The sequence below is a fragment of the Corallococcus sp. AB049A genome, from assembly GCF_003668885.1.
Taxonomy (GTDB): Bacteria; Myxococcota; Myxococcia; order Myxococcales; family Myxococcaceae; genus Corallococcus; species Corallococcus interemptor.
Genome location: NZ_RAWL01000281.1, coordinates 1 through 11,482, shown reverse-complemented (window position 1 = coordinate 11,482; position 11,482 = coordinate 1). Strand labels below are relative to the sequence as shown.

8 protein-coding genes and 1 pseudogene are annotated in these 11,482 nt (G+C 70.5%); 3 read left to right on the top strand and 6 right to left on the bottom strand.

The window, feature by feature from the left end:
• The 3 genes and pseudogenes from D7X55_RS26255 to D7X55_RS26245 all read left to right on the top strand — a co-directional run.
• Nucleotides 1–370 (top strand): annotated as a pseudogene (locus tag D7X55_RS26255) (alpha/beta hydrolase); the annotation flags it as partial.
• Nucleotides 371–528: 158 nt separating this feature from the next.
• On the top strand, nucleotides 529–2,334 hold the full coding sequence (locus D7X55_RS26250; RefSeq protein ID WP_121724506.1) for a S8 family serine peptidase: 1,806 nt from the start codon (nucleotides 529–531) through the stop codon (nucleotides 2,332–2,334).
• Nucleotides 2,331–2,546, top strand: coding sequence for a DUF5818 domain-containing protein (locus tag D7X55_RS26245; RefSeq protein WP_120552719.1), 216 nt, complete (start codon nucleotides 2,331–2,333; stop codon nucleotides 2,544–2,546). The genes D7X55_RS26250 and D7X55_RS26245 overlap by 4 nt, the downstream gene beginning before the upstream one ends.
• A 15-nt stretch (nucleotides 2,547–2,561) precedes the next feature.
• On the opposite strand, the gene D7X55_RS26240 is transcribed toward D7X55_RS26245, so the two are convergent.
• From D7X55_RS26240 to D7X55_RS26215, 6 genes are all read right to left on the bottom strand, one after another.
• Nucleotides 2,562–3,737 carry a type II CAAX endopeptidase family protein gene (locus D7X55_RS26240; RefSeq protein WP_233610071.1) on the bottom strand — a complete coding sequence of 392 codons (1,176 nt, stop codon included), beginning with the start codon at nucleotides 3,735–3,737 and terminating at the stop codon, nucleotides 2,562–2,564.
• A gap of 83 nt (nucleotides 3,738–3,820) precedes the next feature.
• Entirely contained in the window at nucleotides 3,821–6,376 is a 2,556-nt protein-coding gene (locus D7X55_RS26235) for a 1-acyl-sn-glycerol-3-phosphate acyltransferase (protein WP_121724505.1), read from the bottom strand.
• 14 nt (nucleotides 6,377–6,390) lie between these two features.
• Nucleotides 6,391–8,112 (bottom strand): arginine--tRNA ligase, encoded by a 1,722-nt coding sequence (gene argS, locus D7X55_RS26230; RefSeq protein WP_120552721.1) that lies wholly within the window; start codon nucleotides 8,110–8,112, stop codon nucleotides 6,391–6,393.
• Nucleotides 8,113–8,186: 74 nt separating this feature from the next.
• Complete coding sequence (locus D7X55_RS26225; protein WP_120552722.1) at nucleotides 8,187–9,887, bottom strand: hybrid sensor histidine kinase/response regulator; 1,701 nt, start codon at nucleotides 9,885–9,887, stop codon at nucleotides 8,187–8,189.
• A 126-nt stretch (nucleotides 9,888–10,013) separates the two neighbouring features.
• Complete coding sequence (locus D7X55_RS26220; RefSeq protein ID WP_120552723.1) at nucleotides 10,014–10,742, bottom strand: HEAT repeat domain-containing protein; 729 nt, start codon at nucleotides 10,740–10,742, stop codon at nucleotides 10,014–10,016.
• A gap of 81 nt (nucleotides 10,743–10,823) precedes the next feature.
• Nucleotides 10,824–11,482 (bottom strand): DnaJ C-terminal domain-containing protein (locus tag D7X55_RS26215; protein ID WP_304988902.1); only part of this gene is annotated, 659 nt, incomplete at its 5' end.

Sequence of the window (11,482 nt, the reverse complement as noted above, 5' to 3'; positions counted from 1 at the left end):
GGTGGAGGACGCGGAGGCCGCGATGCGCGTGGCGCTGGAGAACGCGGGCACGTCCGCGCTGGCGGTGGCGTCGCTGTACGGCGGGGCCCGGGTGGCGCTGGCGCTCCAGGAGCGGCACCCGGCCGTGGGCGGACTGTGTCTGGTGGCGCCGGATGTGGACCCCCTGTCGCTCGTGCGACTGTCGTGTCCGCTGCTGGTGATTGTGGGGGCGCAGGACACCCGGGTGCCCCGGGCGGCGCTGGCCGCCGCTGTCGCGGAGGCGGGGGGCGACTTAGAGGTCGTCGACGATGCCGGGGCGACCTTCCATCGCAACCTTCCCCAGGTGGGGCGGGCGGCGGCGGCGTGGCTCCAGCGCCTGTCTGGCGGGTAGGGCGTTGGCGTGCAAACCGTTGGACTTCTTCACGTTTCTTCAACCCCGGCGCCTTGCACGGCCGGCCGGGGGGCGGACAGACTGGAAGCGCAGACCCAATCGTCCCGCCGTGCGTTCGTAGTGGGTCTTCGAGGCGTCTTCGTTCAAGGAGTGTCCCGATGCGGATGAGGCGATGGAACGTGGTTCTCGCGGCGCTGGCCCTGTCGGCCTCGGCGTGCGCTTCCGCGTCGCGGGAGCCGGAAGCCCCGGCCGGGCAGGACCTGGCGGCGGCGGAGGCGGAGGTGGCCCGGGCGGTGGCGGAGGGCTCGGATGACGTGGTGTCCGGCGCCATCGTGGTGGACTTCAAGGACGGCACCACCCAGGAGCAGTTCGACGCCTGGGAGCAGGAGTGGGGCGTGGACCTGGAGTTCAACTCCGTGGAGGGCCCCCAGACGGGCGTCACGCTGGCGGTGGGCGTGGACGACGTGGAGGACGTGCTCCAGCGCATCCGCCAGAACCCGGCGGTGGAGTCCGCAGAGCCGCTCATGCAGGTGCGCACCAGCTACACGCCGAACGATCCCCAGTACGAGTCCCAGTGGAACCTCCGGATGATCGACATGCCGAAGGCCTGGGACGGCAACCGGGGCAAGGGCGTGGTGGTGGCGGTCATCGACACGGGCATCGCCTACGAGGACCACGACGACTTCAAGCAGGTGCCGGACCTGAAGGGCGTGTCGTTCGTGAAGGGCTATGACTTCGTCAACGACGACGAGCACGCCAACGACGACCACGGCCACGGCACGCACGTGGCGGGCACCATCGCGCAGGCCACCAACAACGGCGAGGGCGTGGCGGGCGTGGCGTTCGACGCGACGCTGATGCCCCTCAAGGTGCTGAACCACTTCGGCAGCGGCACCTCCGCGGACATCGCGGACGCCATCCGCTTCGCGGCGGACCACGACGCGAAGGTCATCAACATGTCGCTGGGCGGCGGCCTGTACTCGCAGGTCATGGCCAGCGCGGTGGAGTACGCGCGCAAGAAGGGCGTCACCGTGGTGGCCGCGGCGGGCAACACCGGCCGGGGCCGGGTGGAGTTCCCCGCGGCGTACCCGGGCGCGGTGGCGGTGAGCGCGGTGGGCCCGTCCGGCACGCGCGCGCCATACTCGTCCTACGGCAAGGAGCTGGACATCGCGGCGCCCGGTGGTGACAAGAGCCGGGGCGACACGGGCGGCATCCTGCAGAACACCATCGACCCGCGTGACCCGGCGCGCTCCATCTACGCCTGGTACCAGGGCACCAGCATGGCCGCGCCGCACGTGGCCGCCGTCGCCGCGATGCTCTACGGCGCGGGTGCCAGCACGCCGGACGAGGTGGAGCAGGCGCTCTACGCGGGCGCCAGGGCGGCGGGGGACCAGGCCTGGTCGGAGGAGTACGGCCACGGCGTCCTCAACGCCAACGCGTCGCTGCAGGCCTTCCAGGGCGGCTCACCCCGGTGGCAGCCGTTGGCCTGGGCCGCGGCGCTGCTCGCGCTGGTGCTGCTCACGCTGCGCGGCCGCGAGCGCCCGGGCTACCTCAACGTGTTCTTCCGCCCGGCGTTCCTCGTGCCGCTGGTGCTCTCCACGGTGGGCTTCTTCTTCCTGCGCACGTGGTTCGCGGGCGCGGCCCAGGACGTGGTGGGCGTGGCGTCGCTGCCCATCCCGGACTGGCAGCGGATCATCTTCGGCCGTGGCGCGGTGAACCCGCTGTTCTACAGCGCGCTCATCCCCCTGGTGCTGTCGTTGCCGGCCATCGCGTGGCGGGGCTTCCGTCCGGCGGTAGGCGGCCTGGCGTTGGGCTTCGCGGGCTTCCTGGCCTACGCGGCGTGGGTGGGCGCTCCGGCGCTGGCGTGGATGCCCTTCACGTTCCTGGCGAAGCCGTGGCTGGGCTTCAACACGGTGGTGTGCCTCGTCATCGCCCGCGCGATGCTCAAGCGGGAGGACGCATGAAGCTCTCCGGCACGGTGCAGTACCAGGACCTGGAGGGCGGCGTGTGGGTCCTGAAGGCCGACGACGGCCGCACGTACCAGCTGGCGGGCGGTGACCGGAAGATCAAGAAGGACGGTCAGCGCATCTCCGCCGAGGGCAGCATCCAGCGCGACGCCGTCACCGCCGCCATGGTGGGGCCGGTGTTCCACGTCACGTCGTACAAGGCGGACTGAAGCAGGGCCCCGCCCTCAGCGGCGGGGCTTGCTCTTCTTGCCGGGGCCATAGGCCTCCGACATCCGGAGGCGCTCTTCTTCATAGGCCTCCATGGGCACCTGGCCCCGGCGCGCGGCATCGCGAAGCTGCCGCATGGCCTTGCGCTCGGCCTGGAGCGCGGGGTCGGCGTCCTTGGGCAGCGGCTCCACCGGGTGCTGCACGTCGTAGACGCTCAGGGACACGCCGCGCCCGTCCACGAGCCCCAGTCCGACGAGCGACAGCGTGGCCGCCGTCACCCAGGGCAAGAGCTGCACGGCGAAGAGGGGCACGGGCTTCGTCGCGCGCACCTCCTCGTCGCCTGGCGGCGTGCCGCGTCCCCAGACGGACGGGAAGTGCCGGGACGCGGCGCGCAGGCCCAGGAGCGCGCTCCAGCCCACCAGCGCCAGCCCCAGCACGGCGCGCCAGTCCGTCACGTCGTCCGAGCCCCCGTCCTTCGCGAGCCCCGAGTGCGTGGCGATGAGGAACAGCGCCGACGACACGATGTTGTTGGCCGCGTGCGCCGCGATGCCCGGCCACAGCGAGCCGGTGCGCCAGAAGAGCCAGCCGAACAGCAGCCCCAGCTCCGCGCGGGCAAGGAAGCCCACCGGATCCAGGTGGAACGCGCTGAACACCACGGACGAGATGATCAGCGCGCGCCAGGGGGACGCGGGCGCCGGCGGCGTCAGGGACTTCTGGAAGAGGCCGCGGAAGAAGAACTCCTCGCACAGGGGCGCGGCCACGGACACGCCGCCCAGGAGCAGCGCCAGCTCCACCGGCGACTGCCCTTCGAAGAGGCGCGAGGCGTCGAACATCTCACGCAGCCACGAGGGGGCCACCTGCTGCGCGAGGAACTGCACGGGCACCACCACGCCGACGAAGTTCGCCACGCCCAGCAGGAAGCCGAACAGGGTGGCCGGGCCCAGGAACGGCGTGAGGCCCGCGTACACGGCGGGCCGGTACCCCGAGCGGCGCAGCATGATCCACGCGAGGCCCAGGAAGAGGAACACCTCCGTGAACCACACCCCGAAGGCGGGGTTGAGCAGCTGGGTGACGGCGCCCACCGTCAGGAAGAGGCCAAAGGCCAGGGCCGCGGCGAGCACGGGGTGGGGCGGCGACAGCGGCGCGGGGGCCTCCGCCGGCCGCGGGTCGCTGGAAGGGGAGGCTTCGTCCACCGTGTCGTCTCCTGCCCCCTCTCCGTGAAGACGGAGAGGGGTGGGGTGCCGCGTTCGCTTCGAGGCGCTACGAGGAAGCTGCGTCAGGCCCGGTGGAGGTAGCCGCGGATCTGCTCCGCGAGCGGGTTCTTCCGGGGCAGCTCCGCCGCCGAGGCCGTGTCCCCCAGCCGCAGCTTCTTGTCCTCTTCCACGAGGATGCGCTGGTCCATCAGGTACTCCACCGCGTTCTCCAGCGTCGTCTTCGCCAGCGACTCGGCGGCGGTGATGCGGCCGGCGTTGTACTCGCCGCGCCCCGTCTCCAGCGCCAGCTTGACGAACGTCTTGCGGTCGGTGGCCACGCCCGCGGCCACGTCCGGCAACGTCATGGCGGCCAGCAGGTAGGCCTCCAGGAAGTCGCGCAGCAGGTCCGCCAGGAACTCCAGGTCCGGCTGGGCGTGGGCCTCCGGCGCGCGCGTGAGCGTGTCGCCCTCATGGATGACCAGGCCCATGCGCACGAGCCGCTCCACGCACTCGGCGAAGATGGTGTCGAACGACGCGCCCACCCGGTAGATGAACTCCACCTTGAAGAGGCGCGACAGGAACAGCGCGCGGGCCTTCACGGTGTCGTACGGCGCGGGCGTGCCCGCGAGCAGCGCGTTGGCCACCAGGCTGCGCGCGGCCATCAGGTTCATCAGCGTGTTCTTGTAGAAGGACATCTCCGGGCGGCGCGAGTCCTCCACCTGGTAGCTGACCTCGCCGCGCGCCTCCTGCGTGCGCACCATCTCGTCGGAGATGAACTCACGCATCGCGTCCTGGATGGGGCCCAGCGTCTCCGGGTTGCTCGGCGCGTTGGCCAGCTCCTTGGACAGCCGCGCGCCATCCTCTTCGGCGATGCGGCGCAGCAGGCTGATCCGGTCCGTGAGCTCGCGCTGCGTGAGGCCGCGCCGGCGGTGGGCCAGCAGTGACGCGCTCACCAGCGCGTGCGGCGTGACGGTGGAGACCTTGCTGATGCCGTACATCACGCGGTTGCCCAGCGCGCGCACCAGGCCCTTCTTCTGATCGTCCGTCACCGGCTCCTGCGGCGACAGGCCACGCGCCTTCATGAACTCCACCAGCGACAGCGGCTCGTCGAAGGTGAGGTGGATGCGGCCGTAGCGCGCCGCCAGCACCTTGGGCGCGCTCAACAGCGCCTTCAGGTCCTCCGGCTTCTTCTCACCGCCGGCCAGCTCCTTGGAGTAGCTGTCCGACTCCACGACCTTCTCGTAGTCGATGGAGACGGGCACGAAGTAGAGGTCGTTGCGCGCGCCGTCCAGCACCGCCTCCACCTGCCACGTGAGCATGCCCAGCTTGGGCGTCAGCAGCTTGCCCGTGCGCGAGCGACCGCCCTCCGGGAAGAACTCCTGGTGGATGCCGTCGTGCACCAGCTTCTTGATGTACGCCTTGAAGGACGCGGCGTAGACCTTGTCGCCCTTGAACGACCGGCGCAGGAAGAACGCGCCGCAGCGACGGAACAGCGGGCCCAGGGGCCAGAAGGACAGGTTCGCGCCTGCGGCGACGAGCGGCGCGGTGTAGCCCCGGTTCCAGAGCACCCAGCTCATCACCAGGTAGTCCACGTGGCTCTTGTGGCTGGGGCAGAGCACCACCGGCGCCTTGCCCGCGGCCTTGAGCGCGCGGTGCAGCCCGGCTTCGTCCACGCCGATGCCGTCGTAGATGCGGTTGAACACCCACTCCAGCATTGGCGCGATGAGCGCCAGCACGGACGGATTGGGCTTGGCCGCGATGGCCTCCAGGTTGCGCTGGGCCTCGCGGTACACGCTGGACGGCTTGCGGCCCGTGGCGGCGGCGTGCTCGTCCAGCACCTTGCGCAGCTGCCGGTCGCGCAGCGTCTCTTCAATGAGCCGGTCCGTGGGCTTCTGCGGCGGGCCGAACACCGCGCGCGTCTCCCGCGCCAGGAACACGTGCAGCGTGCTGCGCACCTTGCGCGCCAGCACCTCGTCGCTGACGCCCGGGTTCTCCTCGATGAACTTGCGCAGGTCGATGGGCTCTCCCACGCGGAACTGCGCGCGCTTGTAGTTGCGGAAGAACGCCACCATCGAGTGCACGAAGCCCGGCGCCTCCGGGCTTCCGAACAGCGCGTCACGCCAGCCCGGCTTGAGCTTCGCGGGGCGCTTCTCCCAGACGAACAGCTCCGGCACCAGGAACACCGGGCGCTCGGAGCCGCGCGCCAGCCGCACCAGCTCCGGGAAGGGGTCCTCGCGCGTCTCCTTGCCGGAGGCGTGCAGGAGCGCCGTGCGGCGCAGGAACACCAGGCCGCTGCCGCCCTGCTCGCGGGCGTAGCGGAAGCGCTCCTCCACCGCGCCGCCCTGCGCCGTCTGGCGCCAGGGTTTGGTGAACCACGGCCGCAGGTTCACCACCGCGCGGATGGGCGGCATGGCCCGGCGGACCATGGCCCACGCGATGTAGAGGAAGTTGATCCACGCCGTGGTGCGCATGACGTGCACCACGAAGCCCCGGGCGCTGAGCGCGCGCAGCTCGTTCTCGGCCTCTGGCGGGAAATGCACCCCGTCGAAGTACCGAGCCCCGAGCACCCGGGACATGGGACCGAATTCCTCCTTCAAGGTTTCTCCTTGCGTCGCGGTGTGCGCCAGCGCGGTGTCCATCGCAGCCCCCCAGGCTACATGTTCTCCGGCGTCGGGATGCCCAGCAAGGTGAGCCCCGCCGCCAGCGTGATACGCGTCGCGTCCGTCAGCGCCAGCCGTGCCGCGCGCACCGCGTCATTCCCCTCCACGAGGATGCGCTTGTCGCGGTCCTTGTTACCGGCCGTGTAGTAGCGGCTGTACGCCGCCGCCACGTCCAACAGCAGTCGGGCCACCAGGCTGGGCTCGTACTGCTCCGCCGCCGCCTTCACCGTGTCCGGCAGCCGCATCAGCTCGCGAACCAGGGCCTGCTCCTCCGGGAGCGTGAGCAGCGCCGGATCATAGGCCGTGGGCACGCCGCCGCCCCTGCGCAGCACGTTCGCGCAACGGGCATGCGCGTACTGGAGATAGGGCCCCGTGTGCCCCTCCAGGCTCGTCACTTCGTCCCAGTCGAACGTGTAATCGCTGGCGCGGTTGTGCTTCAGGTCGCCGAAGACGATGGCGCCCAGGCCAATCTGCTCCGCCAGCGCGTCCGCGTCGGCCGTCTCCAGGTTGCCCTGCGCGATGTTCTCCTTCACGCGCTGGAGCACGCGCTCCTTCGCCTCGTCCAGGACCTGATCCAGCTCCACCACCTGGCCCTTGCGCGTGCTCATGCCGTGGATGCGGCCGAACGGCACGTGCACGCACTTGTCCGCCCACGGCTGCCCCATCTCCTTCAGGGTGCGGAACACCTGGCGGAAGTGCAGCGCCTGGTCCTGCGCGACGACGTAGAGCGACTTGTCGAAGTTGAAGCGCGCGTGGCGGTCCTCGGCGGCGGCCAGGTCGCGCGTGGCGTAGAGCGTGCTGCCGTCGTTCTTCTTGAGCAGCACGGGCGGCTCGCCGTCCGCGTAGGGCATGTCCACGATGATGGCGCCCTGGGACTCCTTCACGCCGGGCTTCTTCGCGATCTGATCAATGACCGCGTCCATCTTGCCCTGGTAGCGGCTCTCACCCTCGATGTGCTCGAAGTCGATGCCCATGCGCGCGTAGACGCGCTTGAAGCCCTTGAGGCTCGTCTCCCGGAACTGGTTCCAGAGCTTCATCGCCTCCGGATCACCGGCCTCCATGCGGCGGAAGAACTCGCGGGCCTTCTCGTCGAAGGCGGGATCCTCACCGGCGCGCTTGTTGGCCTGCACGTAGACCTGGACCAGGTGCGCCATGTCCTCCCGGAGCTCCTCCTTGCCGAACTCCTGGAAGCCCACGGCCACGAGGCCGAACTGCTTGCCCCAGTCACCCAGGTAGTTGATGCCCTCCACGCGCCAGCCCAGCGCGCGGTACAGGTTCGCGATGCAGTGGCCCAGGAACGTGGTGCGGATGTGGTGGAAGCCAATGGGCTTGGCGATGTTGGGCGACGAGTAGTCGATGACCACCGTCTTGCCCTTGCCGTCCTCCGCGTCGCTGCCGTAGGCGAGCCCCGCCTTGCGCACGCCGTCGATGATCTCCTGCGTGAAGGGGAGGGGGAGGAAGCGCGCGTTGACGTACGGGCCCACGGCCTTCACCTCCAGGCCCGGGACCTGGAGCGTCTGCGCGAGCTGCGCGGCGATGGCGGGGGGCGCCTTCTTCTGCGCCTTGGCAAGAGGGAAGGTGGCGAAGCTCAGGTCGCCGTGCGCGGGTTCCGCGGGCTTGACCTGGGGCTCGATGTCAGCGGCGGGGACACCCAGGGCCCCGGCGAGGGCCTGGGCGAACGCGGCGCGGTAGCGGGAATAGACAGAAGTGCTCATGGACCGCGCGGATACTACCCAAGGCGGGGCGCCTTCCATCCACCTCTTCTGTGGGGAAGGCGCCGGAGCGTTGTTCAGGGCACGGCGGGGCCGCGGCTCTTGGGGCGCACCACCGAGGCCACGGTGTCCAGCAGCTTGGGCAGCTTCAGCGGCTTCTCGAAGTACCCGTCGATGCGATCCGGCCCTTCACCCGAGGTGAGGGACGCGACGTCGCTCGCGCCGGAGATGATGTAGACGACCACGTCCGCCAGCGACTCCGTGGTGCGGATGTAGTGGAGCACGGACCGGCCGTCCTCCCCGGACAGCCGCAGGTCCAGCAGCACCATGGCCGGCCGGATGTGGGACAGGATGGAGCGCGCCTCGGCGGCGCCGGAGGTGGCCATCACCCGGTAGCCCTCCTGCTCCAGCACCTGCTCCAGCACCTCGCGGCAGTCCACGTCGTCCTCCACCAGGAGGATGCCGCCCGCCTTGGGCGCCGCCTGGTTCACGTCCGGAGCGCTCACCGCGCTCGCGAACAGGGGGAGGACCATCTGGAACGTGCTGCCCTCGCCCAGCACGCTGGTCGCGTCCACGCGGCCGCCGTGCAGCGCGACGATCTTCGCGACGAGCGGCAGGCCCAGGCCCGTGCCCGGCGGACGGGGCATGCCCGGCTGCGCGCGGTAGAACGAATCGAAGACGTGCTCCAGGGCCTCCGCCGTCATGCCCTGGCCTGAGTCCTTCACGGTGAGGATGCCCAGCCCCTCGCTGGAGGACACGCTCACCTCGACGACGTCGTCCGTCTCGCTGTGATGGATGCCGTTCTCCACCAGGTTGTGGATGGCCTCGGAGATGCGCTCGCGGTCGCCGCGGACGAACACCTCCGGGCAGGGAGGAATCACCACGCGCACGCGGCTGTGCTCCGCCACCGCGCCCAGCCCCCGCACCACCTCTTCCGCCACGGCCTTGAGGCCGAAGGGGCGCTGGTTGAGCTGCATCTTCCCGGACGACAGCCGGGACATCAGCACCAGGTCATTCACCTGCTGGAGCAGCCGGTCCGCGTTCCGGTCGCAGATCTGCACCGCGCGGCGCTGCCCGTCCGTCAGCGCGCCCAGCTTCTCCCGGCCCAGCATGGCCAGGTAGGCCTTGATGGTGGTGAGCGGGTTCTTCAAGTCATGGGACACGTTGCCGAGCAGCTCCTCGCGGTTCTGCTCCAGGCTCTTCAAGCCCGCGATGGCCGTCTGCAGGTCCTTGTTGCGCCGGGCGCTGTCGTCGCGCAGCCGGGCCACCTCGTAGGCGGCGGTGAGCTGGGACGCCAGCGACTGCATCAGCACGTCGGACGCCTTGCGGCGCGCGCCCAGCACCACGAGCACGCCCGTCACGCCCTGCGGCCCCTCCAGGGGCACGGCGACGGTGTCGTCCTCGCGCAGGAGCACCTTGTCGGTGAAACACCGGCCCACCACGCCCTCACCGGGGACTGCGGCGGTGACGCGCTCGTCGTAGCGCCCGCGCACGTGCTCCACGTGCAGCTGGTTGCGCGACGGGAAGTGTCGCGCGACGTAGCAGACCTTCGGCTTGAGCAGCGTGTGGAGCGTCTGCAGCTGCGCGCGCAGGGCCTCGGTGGGGCCCGCGTTGTCGGTGAGCTGCCGGCCCATCTCCAGCAGGGCCTGGGCGGCGCTATCGGTGTCCACCGGGGGCGGCGGTTTCGCCGCGCGCTTCGGTGGAGCCTTCTTCGCGGTGGTGGCGGGGCGCAGAAGAACCACCTCTGCGAGCTGCGGACCCTTCTTCTTCGATGGCACGGGTGAATCCTGCTTCATGTCTCGCGTGGGAGGGAACCGCACCAGAGCCCGGTGCCCTCCACCAACGCCGAGCGTGTCAGGTGCCCGACAGCCCCCCAGCCCCACCGGCCTGGGTCCAGGGTCGACTCAGGGCCGGCGCTGGATGCGGCCGTCGTTGGACAGGCTGTAGGGCTCCACGAGGGCGGCCTGCACCTTGTCCTGGTAGCCCTGCACGGCAAAGCCGCTCTCCGCCAGGGCCGCCAGCGCCACGGTCTGCACGCGGCGTGCGGTGTCCTCGGAGGTGAGCAGCTTGAGGAGGGGCTCGCGCGCCGGCTCGTACTTCAGGGGCCCCAGGATGTTGATGGCGGCGATCTTCACGTCGTCGGACATGTCCTCCAGGAAGGGGAGGACGGCCGGGCCCACGCGCGGGTCCTGCTTGCCCTGCACGTGGTGGAGCAGCACGACCTTCTTCTCCGGGTCGCGCGTGTAGCGGGAGGACAGGTGCTGGAGCGTGTCCGTGATGACGCCCATCAGCGCGTCCTCGGCCAGCAGTTCCTGGAGGATGCGCAGCGACCAGGACGTGGCCTGATCGCTCGACTTCAGGAAGGCGGACACCGGCTCGACGGCGTCCTGGCCGAAGTTCTTGATCAGCTCGAAGGTGTGTTCCTTCTCGTCCGCGTCGGTGGTGAGCGGGTCCACGGTGATGGTGAACCGGCTGAGCAGCACCGTGACGGCCTCGGGGAATTTCATCTCCCCCAGCTGCTGAAGGGCCTTCTGTCGCGTGGACGGCTCCCCGTACTTCTGGGTCACCTTGGACTTGAGCTTGAGGGCTTTTTCGGGGCCCGAGCCGCCCGTGAGGAAATCAAAGAGACCCATAGGTACGTACCCGCTCCGGATTCGGAAGAGTGGAGGCGCCATGTAGGACGGTGCGCCTTCCAGGACAAGTGGCAACGACAACTACAACGCAAGCTCCCGGCGCACGTCGCCCCGGTAGGCCCGCGCCAGCGTCTGGGCGGCGGCCCGGACCTCGTCCGTGGCCTCCTCGGGGACCTTCACCTGGAGCAACAGGTACATGTCGCCCGGAGCGCCGCCCCGGAGCGACGGGACGCCGCGCCCCTTGAGCCGCATCTTGCGGCCGGACTGGGACCCCGGCGGCACCTTCAGGGTGACCTCCCCCTGGAAGGTAGGCACGCGCACCTCGCCGCCCAGCAGCGCCTCGGACACCGTCACCGGCAGGTCCAGGTAGAGGTCGTCGCCCTCGCGGCGCACCAGCGGATGCTCGGCGACCTCCGTCTCGATGTAGAGGTCTCCCGGAGGGCCCCCCTGGATGCCCGCCGCGCCCTGGCCGGCCAGCCGCACCTTGGAGCCCGTGACGACGCCCGCCGGAATCTTCACCGTCAGCCGGGTCGTCTCCTCCTTGATGCCGCTGCCGCCGCACTGCGAACAGGGCTCCGGGGCCTTCCCGCTGCCGCGGCAGGTGGGGCACACGCCGGATCCACCGAACATGGCGCCGCCCCGCCGGGCCCGGCCCGTGCCGTTGCAGGTGGGGCACGTCACGAGCTTCCCCGTGTTGCCCTCGCCATGGCACTTGGAGCAGCGGCCCGGCCGCTGGAGCG

Excerpts from the sequence above, each read along its gene's own strand:
- D7X55_RS26250 (WP_121724506.1), top strand. The coding sequence starts at position 529 with ATGCGGATGAGGCGATGGAACGTGGTTCTCGCGGCGCTGGCCCTGTCG.
- D7X55_RS26245 (WP_120552719.1), top strand. The coding sequence starts at position 2,331 with ATGAAGCTCTCCGGCACGGTGCAGTACCAGGACCTGGAGGGCGGCGTG.
- D7X55_RS26235 (WP_121724505.1), bottom strand. The coding sequence starts at position 6,376 with ATGGACACCGCGCTGGCGCACACCGCGACGCAAGGAGAAACCTTGAAG.
- argS (WP_120552721.1), bottom strand. The coding sequence starts at position 8,112 with ATGAGCACTTCTGTCTATTCCCGCTACCGCGCCGCGTTCGCCCAGGCC.
- D7X55_RS26220 (WP_120552723.1), bottom strand. The coding sequence starts at position 10,742 with ATGGGTCTCTTTGATTTCCTCACGGGCGGCTCGGGCCCCGAAAAAGCC.